The sequence below is a fragment of the Streptomyces sp. NPDC002265 genome, from assembly GCF_040296125.1.
Classification (GTDB): Bacteria; Actinomycetota; Actinomycetes; order Streptomycetales; family Streptomycetaceae; genus Streptomyces.
Window position 1 is genome coordinate 1 of the sequence record NZ_JBEOWS010000138.1, and the last position, 23,028, is coordinate 23,028.

At 72.1% G+C, this 23,028-nt stretch carries 23 protein-coding genes and 1 pseudogene; 13 read left to right on the forward strand and 11 right to left on the reverse strand.

Going from position 1 to position 23,028, the window contains the following annotated elements; all coding sequences use genetic code 11:
* Together ABT085_RS23505 and ABT085_RS23510 are read left to right on the forward strand one after the other, a co-directional pair.
* The coding region (locus ABT085_RS23505) for an apurinic/apyrimidinic endonuclease family protein (protein WP_502982787.1) at window positions 1-578 on the forward strand (578 nt) is incomplete at its 5' end.
* 183 nt (window positions 579-761) lie between these two features.
* The gene (locus ABT085_RS23510; RefSeq protein ID WP_351611198.1) at window positions 762-1,247 is read left to right on the forward strand and encodes a hypothetical protein; all 486 of its coding nucleotides are present in this window, start codon (window positions 762-764) and stop codon (window positions 1,245-1,247) included.
* 23 nt (window positions 1,248-1,270) lie between these two features.
* Here ABT085_RS23510 and ABT085_RS23515 read toward each other — a convergent pair whose 3' ends face one another.
* A complete protein-coding gene (locus tag ABT085_RS23515; protein ID WP_351611201.1) occupies window positions 1,271-2,611 on the reverse strand; it encodes an esterase-like activity of phytase family protein in 1,341 nt (446 codons plus the stop codon).
* A 514-nt stretch (window positions 2,612-3,125) separates the two neighbouring features.
* Between ABT085_RS23515 and ABT085_RS23520 the strand changes: the two genes are divergently transcribed.
* A complete protein-coding gene (locus ABT085_RS23520; protein WP_351611204.1) occupies window positions 3,126-3,308 on the forward strand; it encodes a tail-anchor membrane protein in 183 nt (60 codons plus the stop codon).
* Window positions 3,309-3,515: 207 nt separating this feature from the next.
* Here the strand turns inward: ABT085_RS23520 and ABT085_RS23525 are convergent, their stop codons facing one another.
* Both ABT085_RS23525 and ABT085_RS23530 read right to left on the reverse strand, forming a co-directional pair.
* Window positions 3,516-4,460, reverse strand: coding sequence for a hypothetical protein (locus tag ABT085_RS23525; protein ID WP_351611207.1), 945 nt, complete (start codon window positions 4,458-4,460; stop codon window positions 3,516-3,518).
* 136 nt (window positions 4,461-4,596) lie between these two features.
* Window positions 4,597-4,893, reverse strand: a complete 297-nt coding sequence (locus tag ABT085_RS23530) for a hypothetical protein (RefSeq protein ID WP_502982788.1) — start codon at window positions 4,891-4,893, stop codon at window positions 4,597-4,599.
* A gap of 108 nt (window positions 4,894-5,001) precedes the next feature.
* Between ABT085_RS23530 and ABT085_RS23535 the strand changes: the two genes are divergently transcribed.
* Entirely contained in the window at window positions 5,002-5,898 is an 897-nt protein-coding gene (locus ABT085_RS23535; protein WP_351611210.1) for an oxygenase MpaB family protein, read from the forward strand.
* Here ABT085_RS23535 and ABT085_RS23540 read toward each other — a convergent pair.
* Complete coding sequence (locus ABT085_RS23540) at window positions 5,884-6,408, reverse strand: PadR family transcriptional regulator (protein ID WP_351611213.1); 525 nt, start codon at window positions 6,406-6,408, stop codon at window positions 5,884-5,886. The genes ABT085_RS23535 and ABT085_RS23540 overlap by 15 nt on opposite strands.
* A 222-nt stretch (window positions 6,409-6,630) precedes the next feature.
* On the opposite strand from ABT085_RS23540, the gene ABT085_RS23545 reads away from it, so the two are divergent.
* Entirely contained in the window at window positions 6,631-7,392 is a 762-nt protein-coding gene (locus ABT085_RS23545; protein ID WP_351611216.1) for an alpha/beta fold hydrolase, read from the forward strand.
* A 28-nt stretch (window positions 7,393-7,420) separates the two neighbouring features.
* Here the strand turns inward: ABT085_RS23545 and ABT085_RS23550 are convergent, their stop codons facing one another.
* On the reverse strand, window positions 7,421-8,020 hold the full coding sequence (locus tag ABT085_RS23550; protein WP_351611219.1) for a class I SAM-dependent methyltransferase: 600 nt from the start codon (window positions 8,018-8,020) through the stop codon (window positions 7,421-7,423).
* A gap of 152 nt (window positions 8,021-8,172) precedes the next feature.
* Between ABT085_RS23550 and ABT085_RS23555 the strand changes: the two genes are divergently transcribed.
* The 5 genes from ABT085_RS23555 to ABT085_RS23575 all read left to right on the forward strand — a co-directional run bounded on the left by ABT085_RS23555 (window position 8,173) and on the right by ABT085_RS23575 (window position 13,262).
* The gene (locus ABT085_RS23555) at window positions 8,173-8,946 is read left to right on the forward strand and encodes an MHYT domain-containing protein (RefSeq protein WP_351611222.1); all 774 of its coding nucleotides are present in this window, start codon (window positions 8,173-8,175) and stop codon (window positions 8,944-8,946) included.
* Window positions 8,947-9,013: 67 nt separating this feature from the next.
* On the forward strand, window positions 9,014-11,536 hold the full coding sequence (locus ABT085_RS23560) for a sensor histidine kinase (RefSeq protein ID WP_351611224.1): 2,523 nt from the start codon (window positions 9,014-9,016) through the stop codon (window positions 11,534-11,536).
* Window positions 11,533-11,970, forward strand: a complete 438-nt coding sequence (locus ABT085_RS23565) for a roadblock/LC7 domain-containing protein (protein ID WP_351611226.1) — start codon at window positions 11,533-11,535, stop codon at window positions 11,968-11,970. Before ABT085_RS23560 ends, ABT085_RS23565 begins: the two co-directional genes overlap by 4 nt.
* A gap of 22 nt (window positions 11,971-11,992) precedes the next feature.
* Complete coding sequence (locus ABT085_RS23570; protein ID WP_351611228.1) at window positions 11,993-12,403, forward strand: DUF742 domain-containing protein; 411 nt, start codon at window positions 11,993-11,995, stop codon at window positions 12,401-12,403.
* Window positions 12,404-12,656: 253 nt separating this feature from the next.
* On the forward strand, window positions 12,657-13,262 hold the full coding sequence (locus tag ABT085_RS23575; protein ID WP_351611231.1) for a GTP-binding protein: 606 nt from the start codon (window positions 12,657-12,659) through the stop codon (window positions 13,260-13,262).
* 27 nt (window positions 13,263-13,289) lie between these two features.
* On the opposite strand, the gene ABT085_RS23580 is transcribed toward ABT085_RS23575, so the two are convergent.
* Window positions 13,290-13,718, reverse strand: coding sequence for a PPOX class F420-dependent oxidoreductase (locus ABT085_RS23580; RefSeq protein ID WP_351611234.1), 429 nt, complete (start codon window positions 13,716-13,718; stop codon window positions 13,290-13,292).
* 93 nt (window positions 13,719-13,811) lie between these two features.
* Between ABT085_RS23580 and ABT085_RS23585 the strand changes: the two genes are divergently transcribed.
* On the forward strand, window positions 13,812-14,225 hold the full coding sequence (locus ABT085_RS23585) for a roadblock/LC7 domain-containing protein (protein WP_351611237.1): 414 nt from the start codon (window positions 13,812-13,814) through the stop codon (window positions 14,223-14,225).
* 126 nt (window positions 14,226-14,351) lie between these two features.
* Entirely contained in the window at window positions 14,352-15,311 is a 960-nt protein-coding gene (locus ABT085_RS23590; protein ID WP_351611240.1) for a DUF6397 family protein, read from the forward strand.
* A 1-nt stretch (window position 15,312) separates the two neighbouring features.
* On the opposite strand, the gene ABT085_RS23595 is transcribed toward ABT085_RS23590, so the two are convergent.
* Together ABT085_RS23595 and ABT085_RS23600 are read right to left on the reverse strand one after the other, a co-directional pair.
* Window positions 15,313-16,179: an acyl-CoA thioesterase gene (locus tag ABT085_RS23595; RefSeq protein ID WP_351611243.1), complete on the reverse strand. Its 867-nt coding sequence runs from the start codon at window positions 16,177-16,179 to the stop codon at window positions 15,313-15,315.
* Window positions 16,180-16,198: 19 nt separating this feature from the next.
* On the reverse strand, window positions 16,199-18,712 hold the full coding sequence (locus ABT085_RS23600) for a DEAD/DEAH box helicase (protein WP_351611246.1): 2,514 nt from the start codon (window positions 18,710-18,712) through the stop codon (window positions 16,199-16,201).
* 145 nt (window positions 18,713-18,857) lie between these two features.
* Between ABT085_RS23600 and ABT085_RS23605 the strand changes: the two genes are divergently transcribed.
* A complete protein-coding gene (locus ABT085_RS23605; RefSeq protein WP_351611249.1) occupies window positions 18,858-19,652 on the forward strand; it encodes a metal-dependent hydrolase in 795 nt (264 codons plus the stop codon).
* 65 nt (window positions 19,653-19,717) lie between these two features.
* Here the strand turns inward: ABT085_RS23605 and ABT085_RS23610 are convergent, their stop codons facing one another.
* The 3 genes and pseudogenes from ABT085_RS23610 to ABT085_RS23620 form a co-directional block, all read right to left on the reverse strand.
* Window positions 19,718-20,188, reverse strand: a complete 471-nt coding sequence (locus ABT085_RS23610; protein WP_351611252.1) for a DUF5709 domain-containing protein — start codon at window positions 20,186-20,188, stop codon at window positions 19,718-19,720.
* A gap of 561 nt (window positions 20,189-20,749) precedes the next feature.
* Complete coding sequence (locus tag ABT085_RS23615; protein ID WP_351611255.1) at window positions 20,750-22,531, reverse strand: ABC transporter ATP-binding protein; 1,782 nt, start codon at window positions 22,529-22,531, stop codon at window positions 20,750-20,752.
* Window positions 22,528-23,028 (reverse strand): annotated as a pseudogene (locus ABT085_RS23620) (ABC transporter ATP-binding protein); the annotation flags it as partial. The gene ABT085_RS23615 and the pseudogene ABT085_RS23620, both read right to left, overlap by 4 nt.

Sequence of the window (23,028 nt, forward strand, 5' to 3'; positions counted from 1 at the left end):
GTCACGCTCTGGCGTTCATCGAGCGGCTGGAGCGTCCGGAGCTGTACGGGGTGAACCCGGAGGTCGGCCACGAGCAGATGGCGGGGCTGAACTTCGCGCACGGGATCGCGCAGGCGCTGTGGGCGGGCAAGCTGTTCCACATCGATCTGAACGGGCAGTCGGGGATCAAGTACGACCAGGACCTGCGGTTCGGGGCGGGTGATCTGCGTTCGGCGTTCTGGCTGGTGGATCTGCTGGAGAGTGCGGGTTACGCGGGTCCGAAGCACTTCGACTTCAAGCCGCCGCGGACCGAGGACGTGGACGGGGTGTGGGCGTCGGCCGAGGGCTGCATGCGCAACTACCTGATCCTGAAGGAGCGTGCGCTGGCCTTCCGCGCGGACCCGCAGGTCCAGGAGGCGCTGCGGGCGGCGCGGCTGGACGAGCTGGCGCAGCCCACGGCCGCCGACGGTCTGCAGGCGCTGCTGGCCGACCGGGCGTCGTTCGAGGAGTTCGACGTCGACGCGGCCGCCGCGCGCGGGATGGCGTTCGAGCGCCTCGACCAGCTCGCCATGGACCACCTCCTCGGCACCCGCGGCTGAACACACGCGTGCCTGACGGCACGTACACACGGCTGAACACACGCACGCGTGTCTGTTCGCATGGCCTCGCCGTGACCGGCCCCCGCGCGGAATGACCCGGAATCATGCGGTCCACGACCTGATTCCGTGTCAACCTCCGTGCGGGGGTCGCATCGGGGCCGGTACGGCGCGACCCTGGTCGGTATGGCCATACCGCCCGTACCGCCACAGCCGCCCGAGCCGCCGGGCGGCGGATTCGGACCGCCTACCGTACCGACCGGCCGCGCTCACGGAGGCCACGAAGGGGGCTACGGCCCGCCGCCTGGAGGCGACAGCGGCTACGGCCCCCCGGGAGGCGACAGCGGGTACGGCCCGCCGCCCCAGGACCCGCGCGGGCCCGGGCGGCGTCGCAACCCCCTTCACCTGCTGCTCGCGGCGATCGTCGCCGTCGGGATCGTCGTCGCCGTCGTGGTCCTGACGACCTCTCGGAACGACGACTCGCCCGCACGGAAACCGGCCGGGGAGAGCAGCGCGAGCACCACTCCCGCGCCCTCCTTCAGCCTCCCGACCGAGCTGCCCAGCACCCTGCCCAGCGGGCTGCCGACCGCGCTGCCGACCGAGCTGCCGACCGAGCTTCCCACCGAACTGCCCAGCGACCTGGTGTCGTTGCTTCCGTCGCTGGCACCCTGACGGCGGGTGCGGACGGCCGTGGGTCAGATGCCCCGCGGCAGCCGCACGTAGGTCACCGTCGTCTCGATGCCGCTGTCGACCAGCCGGCCCTGCGCGTCGAAGGCGCCCGCGCCGTCCGTCATGCCGAAGTCGTTGTCGTTGATGAGGGCGAGCGTGTCGTGATCCACGCGCGCGACGCCTTCGATCTTCCCCGGTACGCCGGCGACCTTGCCCAGATCGACGACCAGCCGCTTGGCCGGCACCGGGACGCCCGCGGCCGCCGGATCGTCGAGCTGCTCCAGGGACGGCGACGTCGTGTCGTCGTCCCAGACGCTCCCGAGAATGTTCTCCCTGCGGTCCAGGCGGATCAGTTGCAGCCGGGCGGCCTTGTCGGTGCGCTCCTCGACCAGCAGCCGGTCCCCGCCGACGGCCACGACCGAGGAGATCTTGAGCTCGGCGGTGTCGTCCTCGCTCGGGTCGACCACGTTCACCGGGTCGAAGCGGTAGGCGTACTCGGCGGTGACCGCCCGCTTCTTGGTGGAGAAGCGCAGCAGCCGGGTGGTGCGCGAGGCGTCCCCGGCGTTCGCGTCCGGCAGGGACAGCGGGCTCTGCAAGGCCATCACCAGGTCGCCGCAGGGCAGTTGGGCGAGTCCCTCGAAGCCGCGGTTGATCTTCCGGTGCAGCAGCACGGCCGGCAGCGACTGGACCACCGGGTAGTCCGCACCGGGGAGTTCCAGCCCCTCGGGCACGTAGCGGACGAGCACCCTGCCACGCGCGGAGACATGGACGAGGGACGGACCGTACTCGTCGACCAGCCAGAAGCTGCCGTCCGCGGCGCGCACGATCCCCTCGGTGTCCAGCCCGTTCGGGTTGTAGGACAGGGGTGTCGTCGCGTTGTAGGAGTACGGAGCCTCGTCGCGACCCGCCAGGTTCGACAGGCCCGTCACCGGCTTCCCGGACGACGTGGTGAGCGCAATGGCGTCAAGCACCTTCACGGTGTCACCGGAGACCCGGATCTTCACGATCGCCGGGTCGAAGCCGGGGACCGGGAACGTGCGGCGCTTGGTGCCGCTCACCTTGATCTGGCCGTTGGGTCCACGGTCGGTGACCGTCCAGAACTCGCCCTTGCGGCCCGCCGGGTAGATGTCGCTCCCGATGCCGCCGAGGTCGACGCCACGGTCGTCGTCCACGGTCCCGGGCAGCAGCGCATTGCTGAACGCGCCGAGGGGAAGGTCTCCGAGCGTCGCCGTGCGGACGACGCGGGCGTCCTCGGAGGGCGCGCTCGCGGCCGGTCCGGCCGCCACGAGTGCGGCCAGTACCGCGAGGGGTACACCCGCCGCGACGGAACGGTGGACGCGGCGCCGGCCGGTGGCGAGCGGGGACATCGAGCCTCCTGAGGAGCGGGTTACGGAAAAGCCGTCAGATGTGGGGCGAGGTTGCCGGGTTGGGGTCGTACGGACCAAGTGTGCTGACAGCGGACAGAGTTGGGTTTCCGGTCGAACGCCGAACGACTGACCGGTGAACGCCGGACGTCGGCCGCTCGGCGGACCGGCGCCGGGCCGAGCAGGGGGCCCTGCTCCCTTGGCGGGGGCATGTGTGTGGAGGGCCGTCGCCGAGGGCGGGCGGGTCCGCCGGGGGTGCGTTCGCGGTGACGGTCGGATCCGTCCGGAGGAGGGCCGGGCGGCGGCTTCGGCGGGGTGGCGCGGACGGCGGCACGCCCGGCCCGAACCGCCCTAGAGTGTGATGCATGTCACGTCATGAAAGGCGGTTTTTTACCCTCTCAGGGTCCCGTAAGGGTCGGGTGTCAGGGACGTCTCAGGGGTGCGAGTCGGAACCGCGGGGAGCGCGGGCCCGTTTTCACAGCAGAGAGCGGCAGGGGCCGCGAAGGAGGCGACGCACATGTCGAAGAACGCGAAGATCGCCGCGGGAGGGGTGGCGGTCGGGCTCATCCTGCTGATCTGGCTGCCATGGTGGGCCGCACTGCTGATAGTCCTGGGCGTTCCCGCGGCCGCATACCTCGCGCTGGACCCCTCGCAGCGGCGCAGGCTGCGCAGGGTCGGCCGCAAGGAGCTGGGGCGCTGACGCGTCCGTCTCCGTCCACGGGCCCGCGGACTGCGTGGCCCGTGGACGGCCGACCGCGGGCGCGGCCCGTGGACGCCTGACCGCGCGCCGGGTGCGGTCGCGGGACGCCGGGGCCGGTCGGCACACGCCCGTGCCGGCCGGAGTCACCGCCACCCGGAGCCGCCGTCCCGAGCCGCCGACGGCCGGCCGCCGGGCCCGGGGCCGGTCTCAGTTCGGGCGTACGGCCATCTTGTCGAGGGCTGCCAGCAGGCGGGGCAGCTCCGGTCCGCGTCCCACCGGCAGCACCTCACCGGGCTCGTCGTCCAGCAGGACGAACGCGATGTCGTCGGTCCTCGCCACCAGCGACCAGCCCGGACCGTCGGCACGCAGGGTCCGCGCGTCCCCCGATCCGAAGGAGGACCGCACCCGTCCCAGGGGCGGCGGCGAATCGACGTACGCCCAGGCCTCCGCCAGGACGCGCCGGATCCCCTGGTGGCCGGGCTCCTTGGGCGCGGTCCCGCCGGGCTCGCCGGCCTTGTCGTCGGCCTCGGACGCCCCGGCGTCCGCGTCGGTGCCCGCAGGGGCTCCCGAGGCGCCTTCGGCGTCCTCTGCCGCCGCGGAGACGCCGTCCGGGCCCGCGGCCTTCTCGGGATCCTTCGCAGAGGGGCTGAAGGCGTCCTCGTCGAGCTGCTCCCGCCATCGCGCCCACTGCACGGCGATCTCGTCCGCGCCCAGGCGCCGCTGGGCCGGGCCCCAGACGCTCGTGTCCGGCGGGCACAGGGGCGGGCCGTCCCCCTCCTCCGGGGCCGGATCGTGCGGTGCCGGCACGCCGGGCGCCGCGACCGCCACATCGAGGGGCCAGCCGGGCAGGGCGGCCACGACGGTCTGCTCCTCGGGCGACAGGTCGTACTCCAGGCCGCAGTCCCACGTCGCGATCGCGACGGCGACCAGCGACACGTCGTCGATCGCGACCGTCCAGCGCGCCCCGTCGCCGTCCTGCCCCAGCACGAGGCCGTAGCCGTCGACGAGAGGGGCGAGACCGAGGGCCGAGCAGGCCTCCGGGTAGTCGTCGCCCAGTACGGTCGGGAATTTCGCCGGCGTCAGCAGCAGCGCCGTGAGCACGTAGAGCGCGTCGTCCGCGGCGGCGACGGTGTCCTCGTCCGTCCCGGCCATCTCAGCCTCCCCATTGGTTCGTCCATCGGCGCGCACCCTAGTGTGCCCGGAAGCCGCTTGTCACCGCTCCCAGGCGCATGCGGAACTGCGGTTTTCGTCCGGACGGGACGAATCGGCCAACCTCGGCCGGGGTCCCTCAGGCCGTCGGGAGCCCGAGAAGATCACGTGCCACCGCGCCAGGCGACTCGTCGCGCTCCCGTGCGAGGGCGATCACGGCGCGGCACGCCAGCTCGCTCACCCCGAACGACAGCGCCTCCGGTGACACCCATCCCTCCGCCTCGGCGATCCGCTCCTGATCGTCCTCCGCGCAGGCCACGACGTACACGGCGGCCGCCTCGAACAGGTTGTGCGTACGCCGCTTGCGCTCGGTCCTCGCCTCGGGCCGGTCCGGGCCGAGGATCCCCGCGAATGTCCTTCGGATGCGGTCGAACACGCGGACTCTGTCGAACACGGTGCCCCCATGCGCGGTTGTCTCTCGATCGGCCATCCTCTCCTCTCCAACGTAGAGTTGAAGCCTCGACGGCATAAGGGGGACGCTTCGATGAACCGGTTCGAGCGGCTCGAACAGATCAGGCGGTTGGATCCGTACCGGGACTCGCTCGAGATCTACCGGCTCAGCTCGGCGTACGAGTTTCCCTGGGACTACACCCGGGCCCTCGAATTGGCCCTCTACCGCACCTATGCCGTCCCGAGCATCGGTCGGCTGCTGGCCGCGACGGCGGAGCTCACGGACCGTCCGCAAAAGCGTTACGACGACACGTCGCTGCTGCTCGACGCCGTCGTCGAGCACGGTTTCCACAGCATCCAGGGCCGCACCGCGGTCCGCCGCATCAACCAGATGCACCGCAGCTACGACATCAGTGACGACGACATGCGCTATGTCCTGTGCACGTTCGTCGTGATGCCCAGGAGGTGGATCGACACATTCGCGTGGCGCCGGCTGTCACGCCACGAGGTCGTCGCTTCGGCCGTTCACTACCGAACCCTGGGGTGGCACATGGGCATCAAGGACGTCCCTCGGACCTACGAGGAGTTCGAGGCCTGCCTCGACGCCTATGAAGAGGCCCACTTCGGCTGGGACGAGGAGGCTCGGCGAGTCTCGGACGCCACCCTCGACCTGATGGCGTCCTGGTATCCGCGCCCGCTCGCTCCGCTGCTGCGTGCCTCGACGCTCGCACTGCTCGACGAACCGCTGCTGCGGGCCTTCCGGTACACCCCGCCGGGTGATGCCACTCGCGCGTTCGTGCGCCGTGCGGTGCGGATGCGGGGGCGGGTCGTCCGGCTGCTGCCGCCGCGGCGCGCACCGCACCACGCGCGTCAGAACTGGGAGATCAAGGGCTACCCCGAGGGCTACCGGCTGGAAGACCTGGGCACCCGCCCGGTCGCCGGCGTACGGGGTTGCCCCGTGAGGCATCCGGGCGCGTCAACCGCCGAGTGACTCCAGGGTGCCCCGCAGCCAGGCGAGTTCGGCGCGGGAGGTGGCGCGCGCGATGGTCAGGATGCCGCGTCTGAAGGGATCGTCCACCTCCTCGGCGCGCAGCGGGCGGTCACCCGCGTAGAAGAAGCTCGCCGGTTCCTCCAGGAACGCCAGCCTGCGCCGCAGTACGGCCGACTGGGCGCCGGGGTCGTCCAGATGCCGGAGGAAGGCGAGCACCGTGAACCAGCGGTTCTCGTCGGTGATGTCGCGCTGGACGGGTTCGGCGAGCCGGTGGCGCAGTTCTCGCCTGCCCTCGTCGGTGAGCGTCAGGACGTGCCGTGGTGCCGCCACCGCGCCCGGCCGGGTGGCGCGGGCGAGCAGGCCGGCCTGCTCCATCCGCTTGATCGCGGGATACAGCGTGCTCTCGGCCACCGGCCGCACGTGTCCCGTGAGGGCGTTGATGCGTTTGCGCAGTTCATAGCCGTGCAACGGGGCGTCGTACAGGAATCCGAGGATGGCGAGCTCGAGCATGCCCGCATTCTCGCCCACCGGCGCGGCGCGCCCTGCGGATTGCATCCCTCTCCCGCGCATCCCTCTCCCGTGCACTGCCTGGGTGTTCCTGGCCCGTGCGTTCCGCTCGCCGCGGCCTCCTTGCATGCATCGCCATCGCTATACATCGTCATCGATGTATAGTCGGGAGTGCGATGAAGGACGAAGTCGGTGACATGTTCAGGTGACGAGCGGGGAGACGGGATGAAGCAGGCCGAGTTCGACGGCAAGGGGAACTGCGTGCGTTGGACGGAGACGCCGGGAGCGGAACCCGCGCGCGTGTACGTGCACGGCCTCGGCGCGACCTCTGCCGTGTACCACGCGCATGTCGCCGCCCGGCCCGAACTCGCGGGGCGTCGCAGTCTGTTCGTGGACCTGCCCGGGCACGGCATCAGCGACCGGCCCGAGCACTTCGGCTACACCCTCGTGGACCACGCGGACGCCCTGGCCGCGGCACTGGACGCTGCCGGCGTGACGGGCGCCGAACTCGTCGGGCACAGCATGGGCGGTTCCGTCGCCGTCGTGCTCGCTGGGCGGCGGCCCGACCTCGTGTCCCGGCTGGTCCTCACCGAGGCCAACCTCGACGCCTTCCCGCCGGTCACTGCGGGGAGCAGCGGCATCGCCTCCTACGAGGAGGACGTCTTCGTCGACGGCGGCCACGCGCGCGTGCTGGAGCAGGTGGGACCGCTGTGGGCGGCGACCATGCGGCTGGCGGACCCGCGCGCCCTGCACCGTTCCGCCGTGGGGCTCAGGAAGGGTTCGGATCCGGTGATGCGCACCGTCCTCGAAGGACTGACGGTCGAGCGCGTGTACGTGCAGGGTGAGCGGAGCGGGGAACTCGAGGGCAGGGAAACCCTGGAGGCCGCGGGGGTGCGGGTGGTGACTGCGGCCGGCGCCGGTCACAACGTCATGTTCGACAACCCCGACGCGTTCGTCGCGGCGGTCCTGGGAGGCGGCCGGGGCTGACCCTCCGGGCAGGTCGCAGCCGGCTGTCTCAGCCCTCCCGCAGCGCCAGGGCCAGGAACCGCGTGTCCTCGTCGACGTACGACGTCATACGCCACCCCGAGGCGGCCAGGAGCGGACGCAGGCGGGGTTCCGCGCGCAGGTCGTCCGGGGTGATCTCGCGGCCCTGACGTGCGGCCAGCGCCCTTCTGCCGATCGGATGGAACAGCGCCAGCGTCCCACCGGGACGCACCACACGGGCCAGCTCCCGGAGGTTCTCCGCCGGGCGAGGCAGATGGGCGAGGAGCCCGGCCGCGAACACCGCGTCCAGCGACTGGGAGCGCAACGGGAGCGCGGTGACGTCGGCGAGCAGCAGCCGCCCGTTCCGGCCCTGCCCGGCCCGTGCGGCCGCCTCCAGCATGGCCGGTGTCAGATCCGCCCCGACGACCACTCCCGAGGCGCCCACGGCGGCCCGCAGCGGCCCCAGGGCGCGCCCGGTGCCGCAGCCCGCGTCGAGCACGCGGTCCCCTTCGCGCAGGCCCAGCGCGGCGACGGCGGCCGCGTAGGCGGGGCCGTCGTCGGGAAACCGGCTGTCCCAGCCGGCCGCCCGGGCGGTGAAGAACTCCTGGACGTGCGTGTGATGGTCGCTCATGTTCCGCATGATCCCGCACCGACACCAGCGACGTCTCGGCGCACATGTTCGAGCTTCGGGCGATCGAACCGATGCGTATATGTGTCATATTCCAGCAGGTTTCGAAATGCGCCCCCTTCGTGCTCCCATGCCCCGACTAGCGTCCACCGGCCATGGGACACCTGGACCACGCCACCTTCGGCTGGCTGACCCCCGCGCTGTCGTACGTGATGGCGTGCACAGGGGCTGCGCTGGGACTCCGCTGCACCGTCCGCGCCCTCGGTGCCACCGGGCGCTCGCGCCGCAACTGGCTGCTCACCGCGGCCTCGGCGATCGGTACCGGCATCTGGACGATGCACTTCGTGGCCATGCTCGGCTTCGGCGTCGGCGGCACGGACATCCATTACGACGTGCCGCTGACCGTCCTGAGCCTCGTGGTCGCCATGATCGTCGTATCCGCCGGAGTCTTCGCCGTCGGCTACGGCCGCGGCCGCACCCGCGCGCTGCTCCTCGGCGGACTCACCACCGGGCTGGGCGTCGCGAGCATGCACTACCTCGGCATGGCCGCGATGCGGCTGCACGGACGCGTGAGCTACGACCCGCCGCTCGTCGGGCTCTCCGTCCTGATCGCCGTCGTCGCGGCGACCGCGGCCCTGTGGGCGGCCCTCAACATCAAGTCGCCGGTCGCGGTCACCGTCGCCTCCCTCGTCATGGGAGCCGCCGTCAGCAGCATGCACTACACCGGGATGTTCGCCGTGAGCGTGCACGTCACGCCCTCCGGCGCCGCCCTGCCCGGAGCCTCGGCGATGCAGTTCATCTTCCCCCTCGCCGTCGGCCTCGGTTCCTACCTCTTCCTGACCTCGGCCTTCGTCGCGCTGTCGCCGGCGACGGGGGAGCGCGAGGCATCCGCCTCGGCCCAGCGCACGGCCGAGAGCGTCGCCCGCTAGCGGGCCTGTCGTGCCGGTGAATCCGCGCACCAGGCCCACGAACGAACCACTTCCGAGCGAGGAGGCCATGCGTACACCCCGTAGGACCGCCCCGGCCGGCGCCGAGACGCCGCCTCCGCCCCCGGCACGCGGTCGCCGCGCGCACGCCGGACCACCCGCCGACGAGGGCCCCGACGACTCCCCGGCCGCGCCGGCGGACGGCCCGCACGGGCGCGCGGGCCGGCGGCTGCGGCCGGGCACCGTCCGCGCCAAGATCGTCTGCCTGCTGATGGTGCCGGTCGTGTCACTGCTGGCGCTGTGGGCGTCCGCCACCGTCAGCACCGCTCAGGACGTCTCCAGGCTGCGGCAGTTGCAGCAGGTGGACGCCCAGGTCCGGGCCCCCGTCGCGGCCGCGGTCGCCGCTCTCCAGGCCGAGCGCGCCACGGCCGTGCGGTACGCGACCGAACCTGCCCTCGCCTCCGGCGGCGACTACCGCGAGCTGACGCGGCGCACCGACGGAGCCGTCGCGAAGCTGCGCCTCGGCGACCGCAACACCGTCGCCGACGGCCAGGAGATGCCCGCCGGGGTGGCCCAGCGGCTGGAGGCGTTCGTCATGGGCGTGGAGGACCTGCGCTCCCTGCGGACCGACGTGCTCGACGGCCGCGCCGGATGGCAGGAGACGTACACGCGCTACACGGACAGCATCACCGCCGCCTTCCGCGTCGACGGAGCGCTGACCGGCGTCCAGGACGCCGACCTCGGCTCGGACGCGCGCGTACTGCTCGAATTCTCCCGCGCGGGGGAGGCGCTGGCCCAGGAGGACACGCTGCTCGCCAGCGCACGCCTCGTCGGCACGCTCGACGGGGCGCGGCTGAGGCAGTTCACCGGGGCCGTCGACATCCGTCGCGCGCTCACCGGGTCGGCCGTCGTGGACCTGCGCGGCTCCGAAAGCGCCGCCTGGCGGAGCCTCGCCGAGAGCGGCGCCTACGCCGCCGTGGAGGCGGTCGAGGACCGGGTCCTGGCGAGCGGCTCCGGCCAGCGCGCGATCGACGCGGCACCCGGCGCCACGTGGGACGACGCGCACACGCGCGTGCAGGGCGGCATGCGCGCCATCGAGAAGGACGCCGCGCGCGGCGTCGCCGACCGCGCCGACCCGTTCACCCGCGGCCTGCTCACCTCGGCGGGTGCCGCGGTGCTGCTCGGGCTCGTTGCCGTCACCGCGTCGCTGGTCATCTCGGTGCGCATCGGACGCGGCCTGGTCGTCGAACTGGTCGGCCTGCGCAACCGCGCTCTGGACATCGCCCGGCGCAAACTGCCCGAGACCATGCGCAGGCTGCACGCGGGCGAGGAGATCGACGTCCTGGCGGAGGCGCCGCCCGGACCACGCGCGGAGGACGAGACAGGTCAGGTCGCCGAGGCCCTCGGCATCGTGCACCGGGCCGCGCTGCACGCCGCCGTGGAACGTGCGGAACTGGCCAGCGGCATCTCCGGGGTGTTCGTCAACCTCGCGCGCCGCAGCCAGGTCCTCGTCCACCGCCAGCTCAGCCTCCTCGACAGCATGGAACGCCGGTCGGACGACCCCGACGAGCTCGGCGACCTCTTCCGTCTCGACCACCTCACCACCCGTATGCGCCGCCACGCGGAGAGCCTGATCATCCTCTCCGGCGCGGCCCCCGGCCGGGCCTGGCGCATACCGGTCTCCCTGACGAACGTGGTCCGCGCGGCCGTCTCCGAGATCGAGGACTACGCGCGCGTGGAGGTACGACAACTCCCCGAGGCGTCCGTCATCGGCACCGCGGTGGCCGACCTCACCCACCTGCTGGCCGAGATCGTCGAGAACGCGGCCCAGTTCTCACCGCCCCACACACGCGTGCGCATCGCCGGCGAACCCGTCGGCAACGGTTACGCGATCGAGGTCGAGGACCGCGGACTCGGCATGGGCAAGGAGACGCTCGCCGAGGCCAACCGGCGCATCGCGCAGTCCGAGGCCCTGAATCTCTTCGACAGCGACCGGCTCGGCCTGTTCGTGGTCAGCCGGCTCGCGGCGCGCCACGACATCAAGGTGCATCTGCGGACCTCGCCCTACGGCGGCACCACCGCGGTCGTCCTGCTGCCCACAGCCCTGTTGCACAGCGGTGCGCCGGAACGTTCTGCCTGTGCGGCCGAGGAAGCACCGCGCACCGTGGAACCACGTGCCTACGCGCGCGTGGCGGGCCCCACCGCGCACCAGGGAGCCGTCCCCCCGTCCACCGACCGGCCGGCGCTGTCCGCCCCCGCACAGACCGCGGCGGCAGCCGGGCCCAAGGACCCGTCCCCCGGAGTCGCCACCTTGCGCCTGCACCGCCCCACGGACGACGCCGCGGGATCCGACAACCTCCCGCGCCGGGTACGGCAGGCCAGCCTCGCCCCCCAACTGCGGGAGCGGGCCGCCGAGGAGCCAGAGCAGCAGGCCGACCCGGGCGGTGACGACGGGCGCACACCGGAACTCGTACGGGACCGCATGACGGCCTTTCGCGCGGGGTGGACACGCGGCGGAGGCAGGCAACCCGGCCGCGGAGCCACCCCGGGCTCCGCACCGGTCAGCGACAGAGGCGAAGGAGACCCCGCATGATCCAGGACCCGAGCGTGAGGCAGGCCCGGCGGTCCGGCGAACTCGACTGGCTGCTGGACGACCTGGTGACGCGGGTGCGCGAAGTCAGGCACGCCGTGGTGCTGTCCAACGACGGCCTCGCCGTGGGCGCGTCGACCGACCTGAGCCGGGAGGACGCCGAACACCTGGCCGCGGTCGCCTCCGGCTTCCACAGCCTGGCCAAGGGCGCGGGCAGGCACTTCGGCGCCGGCGGCGTACGCCAGACGATGGTGGAGATGGACGACGGCTTCCTGTTCGTGGCCGCCGCGGGCGACGGCTCCTGCCTCGCCCTGCTGACCGCGGTGACCGCCGACATCGGCCTCGTGGCGTACGAGATGGCACGCCTGGTCAAGCGCGTGGGCGAGCACCTGCGCAGCGCGCCGCGCGCCACCGCGCGCCCGCCGGCCGGTGGATGAGGCGAGGGAACGGCCGGCGAAGATGACCGAAGGCAGGCGCGCGGCCCCGCACGAGCAGGGCAGCCAGTGGTACGACAACGAGGCCGGGCCCTTGGTGCGCCCGTACGCCATGACGGGAGGACGGACCAAGCCCGGCCCCGTCGGAGTGCGCTTCGACCTGATCGCGCTCGTCACCCTGGACCCGGCGGCGTCCGGAGCCGACGACGCCGGTCTCGGCCCGGAGCACCGCCGCCTCGTCGATCTGTGCCGTCCGGAGACACAGTCCGTCGCCGAACTCGCGGCAGGCGCCGACCTACCCGTCGGCGTCGTCCGGGTTCTGCTCGGCGACCTCCTGGAGCTGGGCCGCGTCGTCGTCAGCCGGCCGGTTCCTCCGGCGCAGCTGCCCGACGAACGGATTCTGCGCGAGGTGATCGCAGGGCTGCGGGCACTGTAGATGAACGTTCACCACCGTCCGGACCCGAATGGACGTGCACACCGGCGAATTCGGCAGCCCGCCGCGCAGCGAACGTGCACAGATCGGCCCGATCGTTCCACAAACGGTCGAATGCCCCCTGAGGGGGGTGCAGTTGTCATGATGCTGACTTCGTGAAACCGCCCCGGAGCCACGGGCGGACCGTCCGCCCGGGCGTGCCGCATCCCGACGGACGGACGTCCGCCGTGGCCCGTACTCCCGAGAGAAGTGATCGATGATCTCCGAGCACTCCGAAGACATGGACGGCGACACGACCGCCCTGGCGTTGAAGATCCTGGTCGCCGGCGGGTTCGGCGTGGGCAAGACCACCCTGGTGGGCGCGGTCAGCGAGATCAGGCCGCTGCGCACCGAGGAACTGCTCAGCGAGGCCGGACAGCTGGTGGACGACACCGGCGGCGTGGACCAGAAGGTCACGACGACCGTCGCGATGGACTTCGGGCGCATCACCATCCGCTCCGGCCTCTCCCTGTACCTGTTCGGCACCCCCGGCCAGGACCGCTTCTGGTTCCTGTGGGACGAGCTGTCGCAGGGAGCCCTCGGGGCCGTGGTCCTCGCCGACACCCGGCGGCTGGAGGACTGCTTCCCCGCCGTGGACTACTTCGAGCACCGCCACATCCCGTTCGTGGTGGCCGTCAACTGCTTCCCGTCCGCCCGGACCTACGGCGCCCGCGAGGTCTCGTCGGCCCTCGATCTCGACGAGGGCACGCCCGTCGTGCTGTGCGACGCCCGCGACCGCGACTCGGGGAAGGAAGTCCTGATCCGGCTCGTCGAGTACGCCGGGCGGATGCACACCGCCCGGCTGCTCGACTCGGTGGGCTGACGGTCGGCCTTCGGACCGGCGGCGCCGTCAGTCGGCGACGCCCTTCTCCGCCAGGACCTTCTCGACCCCGATCCGGACTAGGAGTTCCCCCGGGACGCCGTTGCGGGCGCCGATCTCCTCGGCCCGGTCCTCTCCCATGTACCGGGCGGCGATCCGGGTGGCCCAGTGCCGGACCTCGTCCAGGTCCTCCGAGAGCGCCGCACGTCCGTGCACCACCACGAAGTCGAACGGCGGCCGGTCGTCGTCCACGCACAGCGCGACCCGGCCGTCCCTGGCCAGATTGCGTCCCTTCACGGTGCTCTTGCCGGTGTTGAACACGATCTCGTCCCCGTCCAGCAGGAACCAGATCGGCGCCACGTGCGGGCTTCCGTCGGCCCGGACGGTGGACAATTTCCCCGTGCGCGTCCCGTACGAGACGAACGCCCGCCACTCGTCATCGGTCATCTTCTGTGCCATGTCCACATCCTCCTTGCCGGGCGCCCTGAGGTGGGGAAGGCTGGCGGAGAGATCCTCCGGTCAGGGGGAGACGTCGCACGGGGAGACCGGATCATGGAGCAGAACCAGGGACTCGGCTGGCTGCTGGACGACCTGACCGAGCGTGTCGAACACGTACGGCACGCCTTGGTGTTGTCCAGCGACGGACTGGTGACAGCCGCGAGCACAGGACTACGACGGGAGGATTCGGAGCATCTGGCCGCCGTGTCGTCCGGACTGCACAGCCTGGCCAAGGGCTCGGGACGCCACTTCGGCGCGGGACAGGTGCGTCAGACGATGGTCGAGTTCGACGACGCCGTCCTGTTCGTCACCGCCGCGGGCACCGGCAGCTGCCTGAGCGTCCTCACCGGCGCGCAGGCCGACATCGGCCAGATCGCCTACGAGATGACACTCCTCGTCAACCGAGTCGGCGAACACCTCGGACTGGACGCGCGTCAGCCCGAACGAACCCCGGTCGTAGACATCTGACCTGCGGTTTTTCATCCTCCGTCGAGTTATCCACAGGCTCGCCACGACAAGTGCCGCTGCGGCTACGGTTTTTCCCACGGCAAGCGCGCACGGCGCGAGTCACCGACGCCACGGGGGAGACCGACCATGTCCGGCCACACGATCACGACACCGCACGTGCCCACCATCGCGACACCGCACTTCCCCGCCGTCGCGGCCGGCACCGTCGCCACCAGCCGCGCCGCAAGGGAACTGGGACTCAGGCGGGGCGAGTTCGATCTCGCCGTGCGCCTCGGACGGATCCGGACCGTGCCCGACGAAGGCGGCGGGGGAGCACGCCGCGTCGCGCACAGCGAGATCGAACGGTTGCGTGCCGCGGCGGACTTCCCCGAAGGGCTGCGCGCCGGTGTCCGGGTCGTGGGGACCAGGGAGGGCGCGGCCCTCATGGACGTGACGGCCGCTCGCTTCACCCGCCTGGCACGTCTGGGCCTGGTGACCCCGGTGAAGTTCTACCTCAACCGCTACCGCGCGCTGGTCTGGCTGTATCTCGCCGACGACATCGAGCAGTTCGCCGCCAAGGAGGAACACCGTCGGCTGCTGACCGGGCGTACCCCCGAAGCGCTGCGGGACCGGCTGCGCGCGGGAGTGGACCTGCGGCCCCGCAACTGGCGGGCGCGGCAGCTGGAATTCCTGCTGCGGCAGGCCGACGGCCCCTGGCAGCGCGCGGGTGCCCTGGCCGCTCTGCTCGCCCCCGACCAGATCGCCGAGACCGTCCCGGATCCCCGCGAGCGAGCCAGGGTCGACCGGTTCCGGCCGGACCCGCCCGCCCAGGGCGCTCCCGGGTCACCGTCCGCGCGGATCGCCGAGACGATCGCCATGGCCGCCGACCCGGACGAGATCGGCCGGCTCAGGGCCGACCTGGCGCGCGCCGTCGAGCAGGCGCGCCCGCAACGGCCCGTGCCACGCCCCGCACCCCACGGGACCGCGGACGCGGACGCGGATCGTCGGCCCCCACGGCGCGAAGTCCGCGGCGCGGCGACGCACGTGCCGGACAGGACCGAGCGGACGCGAGGCTTCCTGAGCCGGCTTTGCCGCAGAAGCCCCTGACCTACAGCGCCCGGAACAGACCCTCCTGGACGACGGACACCAGCAGGCGTCCCTCCAGGTCGTAGATCCGGCCGCGGGCCAGGCCCCGCCCGCCCGTGGCGATCGGCGACTCCTGGTCGTACAGAAACCACTCGTCCGCGCGGAACGGCCGGTGGAACCACATGGCATGGTCCAGCGACGCCATGTCGAAGTTCCGCGCACCCCACAGGGGTTCGACCGGGATACGGACGGCGTCCAGCAGCGTCATGTCGCTCGCGTACGTCAACGCGCACGTGTGCACCAGCGGATCGTCCCCGAGCGGACCGACCGCACGCATCCACACCGCGCTGCGCGGCTCGGCACCCTCGATGTCCTCGGCGTTCCAGCGCAGCCGGTCCACATACCGGATGTCGAAGGGCTGACGGCGCGCCATCCGCTCCAACTGCTCCGGCAGTGCTCCCAGATGCTCCCGGATCTCCTCCGCGACCGTCGGCAGGGAATCCGGAGCCGGCACCTTGCGGGCCGGCGGCAGCTGGTGCTCGAAGGGACCTTCCTCAGGCCTGTGAAAGGAGGCGGTGAGATTGAAGATCGTGCGGCCCTGCTGCACGGCGGTGACCCGGCGGGTGGTGAACGACCGCCCGTCCCGGACCCGCTCGACCTGGTACACGATCGGCACGCCCGGACGGCCGGGGCGCAGGAAGTACGCGTGCAGCGAGTGCACCGGGCGCTCGCCGTCGGTGGTGCGCCCGGCGGCGACCAGCGCCTGGCCCGCCACCTGGCCGCCGAAGACCCGTTGCAGGGATTCCTGCGGGCTGCGGCCACGGAAGATGTTGACCTCGATCTGCTCCAGGTCGAGCAGGTCGACGAGCCTCTCGGTCGGATTCGTCATGGGTGGGATTCTCCCCGGCTCACAGCTGGCCGACGTCGGTGACACGGACGACAGCGCGGCCCTCGGCGTCCGAGGCAGCGAGGTCGATCTCGGCGCTGACACCCCAGTCGTGATCGCCACGGGGGTCGTCGAAGATCTGCCGGACCCGCCACAGGCCGTGCTGCGGCTCCTCCTCGATCAGGAGCAGCTTGGGACCGCGGGCGTCCGGACCGGTGCCGAGCTCCTCGTACTCGTCCCAGTACTTGTCCATCGCCTCGCCCCAGGCCTCGGCGTCCCACCCGGCCTCCGCGTCCATCTCGCCCAGCTCCCCGACCTGGTCGAGGGCGGCGAGCTCGACACGGCGGAACATGGCGTTGCGGACCAGGACACGGAAGGCACGCGCGTTGGCGGTGACCGGCTTGACCTGGTCGGCCTTCTCCTGGGCCTCCTCGGCCGTCATCTCCTCCGGGTTGGCCAGCTGCTCCCACTCGTCCAGCAGGCTGGAGTCAACCTGGCGCACCATCTCGCCCAGCCAGGCGATCAGGTCCTCCAGATCCTCGGACTTCAGGTCGTCCGGGATGTTGTGCTCCAGGGTCTTGTACGCGCTGGCCAGGTAGCGCAGCACGATGCCCTCGGTACGTGCCAGCTCGTAGTGGGAGACCAGCTCCGTGAAGGACATGGCCCGCTCGTACATGTCACGGATGACGGACTTCGGCGACAGCGGATGGTCGCCCACCCACGGGTGGCTCTTGCGGTAGGTGTCGTAGGCGTGGAAGAGCAGTTCCTCCAGCGGCTTCGGGTAGCCGATGTCCTGGAGCCGCTCCATGCGCTCGTCGTACTCGACCCCGTCCGCCTTCATCGCGGCGACGGCCTCGCCGCGCGCCTTGTTCTGCTGGGCGGCGAGGATCTGCCGCGGGTCGTCCAGGGTGGACTCCACGACGGACACCATGTCCAGCGCGTACGACGGCGACTCCGGGTCCAGGAGTTCGAACGCGGCCAGCGCGAAGGTGGAGAGCGGCTGGTTGAGGGCGAAGTCCTGCTGGAGGTCGACCGTCAGACGCACGATGCGGCCCGTGGCGTCCGGTGTGTCGAGCTTCTCCACGATGCCGCCGTCCAGCAGGGAACGGTAGATCGCGATCGCGCGCCGGATGTGCCGCAGCTGCTGCTTGCGCGGCTCGTGGTTGTCCTCCAGGAGCCGGCGCATCGCCTCGAAGGCGTTGCCGGGCCGGGCGATCACCGACAGCAGCATCGTGTGCGTCACCCGGAAACGGGAGGTCAGCGGCTCCGGCTCGGAGGTGATGAGCTTGTCGAACGTGGTCTCGGTCCAGGCGACGAAGCCCTCGGGCGCCTTCTTGCGGACCACCTTCCGGCGCTTCTTGGGGTCGTCACCCGCCTTGGCGAGCGCCTTCTCGTTCTCGATGACGTGCTCGGGCGCCTGCGCGACCACGAAGCCGGCCGTGTCGAAACCGGCCCGGCCGGCCCGGCCCGCGATCTGGTGGAACTCCCGGGCCCGCAGCGTGCGCACCCGATTGCCGTCGTACTTGGTCAGAGCCGTGAACAGAACGGTGCGGATGGGCACGTTGACACCGACGCCGAGCGTGTCCGTGCCGCAGATGACCTTCAACAGACCGGCCTGGGCGAGCTTCTCCACCAGACGCCGGTACTTCGGCAGCATGCCGGCATGGTGGACGCCGATGCCGTGCCGCACGTAGCGGGAGAGGTTGCGGCCGAACTTGGTGGTGAAACGGAAGTTGCCGATCAGGTCGGCGATCCGCTCCTTCTCCTCCTTCGAGCACATGTTGATGCTCATCAGCGCCTGCGCCCGCTCCACGGCCTGCGCCTGGGTGAAGTGCACGATGTAGACCGGCGCCTGCCTGGTGTCCAGCAGGTCGGTGAGAGTCTCCGTGAGCGGGGTGTAGCGGTACTCGTAGGAGAGCGGCACCGGGCGGTTGGCCGAGCGGACCACCGAGGTGGGCCGGCCGGTGCGCCGGGTCAGGTCCTTCTCGAAGAAGGAGACGTCACCGAGCGTGGCCGACATCAGGACGAACTGCGCCTGCGGCAGTTCCAGCAGAGGGATCTGCCAGGCCCAGCCCCGGTCCCCTTCCGCGTAGAAGTGGAACTCGTCCATGACGACCTGGCCGACGTCGGCGTCCTTGCCGTCGCGCAGCGCGATCGACGCGAGCACCTCGGCGGTGCAGCAAATCACCGGCGCGTCCGCGTTGACGGACGCGTCACCGGTGAGCATGCCGACGTTCTCGGTGCCGAAGATCTTGCACAGCTCGAAGAACTTCTCCGAGACCAGCGCCTTGATCGGGGCGGTGTAGAACGTGACCTCGTCCCGGGCGAGCGCGGCGAAGTGCGCGCCCGCCGCGATCATGCTCTTGCCCGACCCGGTGGGCGTCGACACGATCACGTTGGCACCGGAGACCACCTCGATCAGCGCCTCCTCCTGGTGGGGGTAGAGCGTCAGACCGCGCTCCTGGGCCCACGACTCGAAGGCTTCGTAGAGGGCGTCGGGGTCTGCGGTCGGCGGCAGCTGATCGATGAGGGTCACGCACCCATATTGCCTGGCCTCGGGCCCGATACGGGAATCGGATTCCGCGTCGAAGATCACGACCGCTACGCTGTGGCGCCGACGGAGCGTCAACGCACCCGGTCAACTGGACAGCGGTACACGAGGAATAGGGCAGGCAACGGCCATGATGGGACCAGCACACTCACTGTCGGGCGCTGCCGCCTGGCTCGGCGTAGGGGCGGCGACCGCCGCGGCCGGGCATCCGATGCCCTGGCCAGTCGTGGTGGTCGGTGCGCTGATCTGCGCCGGTGCCGCTCTCGCTCCGGACCTCGACCACAAGGCCGCCACCATATCCCGCGCCTTCGGCCCGGTCTCGCACTGGCTCTGCGAGATCGTCGACAAGCTCTCCTACGCCGCCTACAAGTCCACCAGGAAGCCGGGCGACCCGCGCCGCTCCGGTGGACACCGCACCCTCACCCACACCTGGCTGTGGGCGGTCATGATCGGCGCGGGCACCTCCGCGCTGGCGATCGCCGGCGGTCGCTGGGCGGTGCTGGCGATCCTCTTCGTGCACATGGTGCTGGCCATCGAAGGCCTGCTGTGGCGGGCCGCCCGCGGCTCCAGCAGCGACATCCTGGTGTGGCTGCTGGCCGCGACCAGCGCATGGATCCTCGCCGGAGTCCTGGACAAGCCCGGCAACGGCTCGGACTGGCTGTTCACGGCACCCGGCCAGGAGTATCTGTGGCTGGGCCTGCCGATCGTTCTCGGCGCCCTGGTGCACGACATCGGGGACGCCCTGACCGTCTCGGGCTGCCCGATACTCTGGCCGATCCCGCTGGGCCGCAAGCGCTGGTACCCCCTCGGTACCCCGAAGGTGATGCGTTTCCGGGCCGGCAGCTGGGTCGAGCTCAAGGTGCTGATGCCCGTGTTCATGGTGGCCGGCGGGGTGTGCGGCGCGGCAGCGCTCAACTACATCTGAGGAGGCACGGACGCCCCGGCGCGGTACGCCCGTCCGGGGTGTCACGCCCGGCCGGGGCCCTGGACTCAGCCGGACAGGCTGTCCTCGTCGACGATGTGCATCGCGGCCTCCTCCGCGGAGGCCGCCGCACCGTCGATGCCGACGTCCGTGGCGACCAGCGCGCTCTCCTCGTCCTCGTGCGCGCCCTCGTCGGGGGCCACGAGCCTGCCGGAGCGCATGGCGCCGACCTCGTTGTCGAGGACTTCGCCGTCGGTGCCCTCGACGTCTCCGATGCCGTCGCTGTCGGAGACGTCGAGGTCCGGCGTCTCCTCCGCCAGGCGCTCGTCCAGCGTCTGGCCGCGGTGCCGCTCGGCGGCGGTGACGTCGGAGCGCTCCACCGCCCAGGGCCGCTCGGGAGGGGACCAGCCCCGGTCGAGAGGGTCTCCGACGCCGTCGTTCTCCAGGGTGTCTTCCACGTCGAGGAGTCCCGTGTCGGCCTGGACCTCGGATCCGTCGGGCTGGTAGACGTCGTCTCCCCATCCGTCGACGCTGTTCACGGGTACCTCCAGGTCGTGGGAACGGGCCCGCTCGTACCGCGGTCGGCGATCGGCCGCCGCTGCACGGGGCGCAGGCTGCGCGCGGCACGCACCGAAGGATTCCCGGGTGCTTCCGGAACCTGTGCCGCTTTCCAGCGTTCCACCCGGGTTCGGGACTGCGCAACGCCAGAGCGCGAGGAGGCGCCCACCGTCGGCACGCGCACGGCCCTCCCGGACCGCCCGGAGAGCCCCCGCCGACGCCCCCGCGAGAGTCCCCGGGAGCCCGGTCTCCTGCGGAGTCCCGTCGGCCGGCGCCCGGCGGACGGGCCCGTGTCCGCCGACGCCGCCCGGCCCTGGCGGACCCGCCCGGCGGCCCCGCACCGAGAGGGTGGCCGGGGGGAGGGCCGCGGCGCGCCGACGTGGCCGCTCCTGCCCGGCGGCTCGCCGTCGACGCCCGGCCGGTGCGGCCACGGGGCCTGCGGACCTGCTCCGGGGGGTCGGCGACGGCCGAAGCCGGACCGGGCCGACACCGGACCGGGCCGCCCGGACCGTGCGTCCGCCCGCCCGGCGCCGTCCGCTCCCTCAGCCGTGCCAGGACCGCCACAGGGCCGCGTACGCGCCGTCCGCCGCGACCAGCTCGTCATGGCTGCCCAGCTCACTGATGCGGCCGTTCTCCACGACCGCGATGACGTCCGCGTCGTGGGCGGTGTGCAGCCGGTGGGCGATGGCGATCACCGTACGGCCGTCGAGCACGCGGGCCAGGGAGCGCTCAAGATGCCGTGCCGCCCGCGGGTCGAGCAGCGAGGTCGCCTCGTCCAGGACCAGGGTGTGCGGGTCGGCCAGCACCAGCCGGGCCAGCGCGATCTGCTGGGCCTGGGCCGGGGTGAGCGCGAGGCCGCCCGAGCCGACCTCGGTGTCCAGACCGGCGTCGAGGGCGCGCGCCCAGCCGTCCGCGTCGACCGCGCCGAGCGCGGCCCACAGCGCGGCGTCGTCCGCGTGGGTCCGGGCGAGCAGCAGGTTGTCACGCAGGGAGCCCACGAACACGTGGTGTTCCTGGTTGACCAGGGCCACGTGCGAGCGGACCCGTTCGGCGGGCATCCGGGACAGCTCGGCGCCCCCGAGGGCGATGCGGCCCGCCCGGGGCGCGTAGATGCCGGCGAGCAGCCTGCCCAGGGTGGACTTGCCCGCGCCGGAGGGGCCGACCAGCGCCAGCCGGGTGCCGGGCGCGACCGCGAGCGAGACCTCGCGCAGGACGTCCACCCCCGCGCGGTAGCCGAAGTGCACCCGGTCCGCGTGGACGTCGCGCCCGTCGGGGGCCACCGACTCGTCCCCGGCTTCGGGCTCGATGTCCCGCACTCCGACCAGCCGCGCGAGCGACACCTGGGCCACCTGCAACTCGTCGTACCAGCGAAGGATCAGGTTGACCGGGTCGACCAGCATCTGCGCGATCAACGCGCTCGTGGTCATCTGGCCGATCCCGATCCAGCCCTGGAGGACGAACACCCCGCCGATCAGCACGACGGAGGCGATCACGGTCACATGGGTGACGCTGACGACCGGGAAGAGCACGGACCGCAGCCAGAGCGTGTAGCGCTCCCAGGCGGTCCACTCCTTGATGCGGCGGTCCGACTGCTCGACGCGGCGGACTCCGAGCCGGTGCGCCTCGACGGTGCGTCCGGCGTCCACGGTCTCGGCGAGAGCGGCGGCGACGGCTGCGTATCCGGCGGCTTCGGAACGGTATCCGGAGGGTGCCCGCCGGAAGTACCAGCGGCAGCCGACGATCAGCACCGGCGCGGCGAGCAGCACGGCCGGGGCCAGCGGCGGTGCGGTGACGACGAGTCCGCCGAGCAGCAGCACCGTCCACATCACGCCGATCGCGAGCTGCGGCACGGCCTCGCGCATGGCGTTGCCCAGCCGGTCGATGTCCGTGGTGATCCGGGAGAGCAGATCGCCGGTGCCCGCCCGCTCCAGGACACCCGGCGGCAGCCCCACCGACCGCACGAGGAAGTCCTCGCGCAGGTCGGCCAGCATCCGCTCGCCGAGCACCGCGCCCCGCAGCCGCACCTGCCGCACGAACACGGCCTGGACGAGCAGGGCGATCACGAACAGGGCGGCGGTGCGCTCCAGATGGAGTTCGCGCGCGTGGTCCGACACACGCTCGACCAGGCCGCCCAGCAGCCAGGGACCGACCATCGAGGTGATCACCGCGACCGTGTTGACCGTGATGAGCATCAGGAAGGCCGGGCGGTGCCGGCGGAACAGTTCGGCCACGTAGGCGCGTACGGTCGCCGGGGCGCCGACGGGCAGGGTGCTCGCCGTCGTCGGGGCCGCCGGGTCGTAGGCCGGTGGCGCCACGCCGATCATGCGGTCTCCTCGATCTCTTCCAGGGCGCCCCGGAAGGCACCGTCGTCATCGGTCCCGGCGGTCCCGGCGGTCCCGGCCGGCTCGGTGGTCCCGGCGGCTCCGGCCGAGGTGACGGGCTCCGGCCTCGCGGCCGACACGGTCGCCGCGGTCGGTCCGGCCGGTGCGGTCTCCGACGGCGTCCGCGCACCGGTGGCGAAGGCGGGCTCGTCCTGCGTCTCCCGGGTCACCACGGCCCGGTACCGGGGCTCCTTGAGCACCAGCTCCCGGTGCTCGCCGACCGCCGCGACCTCGCCCTCGTGCACGAGGACGACCCGGTCGGCGCGGTCCAGCAGCAGCGGTGAGGAGGTGAAGACCACCGTCGTGCGGCCCGCCCGCAGCCGGCTGACACCCTCCGCGATGCGCGCCTCGGTGTGCGAGTCGACGGCGGAGGTCGGCTCGTCCAGGACGAGGACCTCCGGGTCCGTGATCAGCGACCGGGCCAGCGTGAGCCGCTGGCG

Excerpts from the sequence above, each read along its gene's own strand:
- ABT085_RS23545 (WP_351611216.1), top strand. The coding sequence starts at position 6,631 with ATGAAGCAGGCCGAGTTCGACGGCAAGGGGAACTGCGTGCGTTGGACG.
- ABT085_RS23595 (WP_351611243.1), bottom strand. The coding sequence starts at position 16,179 with ATGACGAATCCGACCGAGAGGCTCGTCGACCTGCTCGACCTGGAGCAG.
- ABT085_RS23605 (WP_351611249.1), top strand. The coding sequence starts at position 18,858 with ATGATGGGACCAGCACACTCACTGTCGGGCGCTGCCGCCTGGCTCGGC.
- ABT085_RS23570 (WP_351611228.1), top strand. The coding sequence starts at position 11,993 with ATGACCGAAGGCAGGCGCGCGGCCCCGCACGAGCAGGGCAGCCAGTGG.
- ABT085_RS23540 (WP_351611213.1), bottom strand. The coding sequence starts at position 6,408 with ATGCTCGAGCTCGCCATCCTCGGATTCCTGTACGACGCCCCGTTGCAC.
- ABT085_RS23565 (WP_351611226.1), top strand. The coding sequence starts at position 11,533 with ATGATCCAGGACCCGAGCGTGAGGCAGGCCCGGCGGTCCGGCGAACTC.
- ABT085_RS23510 (WP_351611198.1), top strand. The coding sequence starts at position 762 with ATGGCCATACCGCCCGTACCGCCACAGCCGCCCGAGCCGCCGGGCGGC.
- ABT085_RS23575 (WP_351611231.1), top strand. The coding sequence starts at position 12,657 with ATGATCTCCGAGCACTCCGAAGACATGGACGGCGACACGACCGCCCTG.
- ABT085_RS23520 (WP_351611204.1), top strand. The coding sequence starts at position 3,126 with ATGTCGAAGAACGCGAAGATCGCCGCGGGAGGGGTGGCGGTCGGGCTC.
- ABT085_RS23550 (WP_351611219.1), bottom strand. The coding sequence starts at position 8,020 with ATGAGCGACCATCACACGCACGTCCAGGAGTTCTTCACCGCCCGGGCG.
- ABT085_RS23560 (WP_351611224.1), top strand. The coding sequence starts at position 9,014 with ATGCGTACACCCCGTAGGACCGCCCCGGCCGGCGCCGAGACGCCGCCT.
- ABT085_RS23515 (WP_351611201.1), bottom strand. The coding sequence starts at position 2,611 with ATGTCCCCGCTCGCCACCGGCCGGCGCCGCGTCCACCGTTCCGTCGCG.
- ABT085_RS23580 (WP_351611234.1), bottom strand. The coding sequence starts at position 13,718 with ATGGCACAGAAGATGACCGATGACGAGTGGCGGGCGTTCGTCTCGTAC.
- ABT085_RS23535 (WP_351611210.1), top strand. The coding sequence starts at position 5,002 with ATGAACCGGTTCGAGCGGCTCGAACAGATCAGGCGGTTGGATCCGTAC.
- ABT085_RS23590 (WP_351611240.1), top strand. The coding sequence starts at position 14,352 with ATGTCCGGCCACACGATCACGACACCGCACGTGCCCACCATCGCGACA.
- ABT085_RS23555 (WP_351611222.1), top strand. The coding sequence starts at position 8,173 with ATGGGACACCTGGACCACGCCACCTTCGGCTGGCTGACCCCCGCGCTG.
- ABT085_RS23615 (WP_351611255.1), bottom strand. The coding sequence starts at position 22,531 with ATGATCGGCGTGGCGCCACCGGCCTACGACCCGGCGGCCCCGACGACG.
- ABT085_RS23525 (WP_351611207.1), bottom strand. The coding sequence starts at position 4,460 with ATGGCCGGGACGGACGAGGACACCGTCGCCGCCGCGGACGACGCGCTC.
- ABT085_RS23585 (WP_351611237.1), top strand. The coding sequence starts at position 13,812 with ATGGAGCAGAACCAGGGACTCGGCTGGCTGCTGGACGACCTGACCGAG.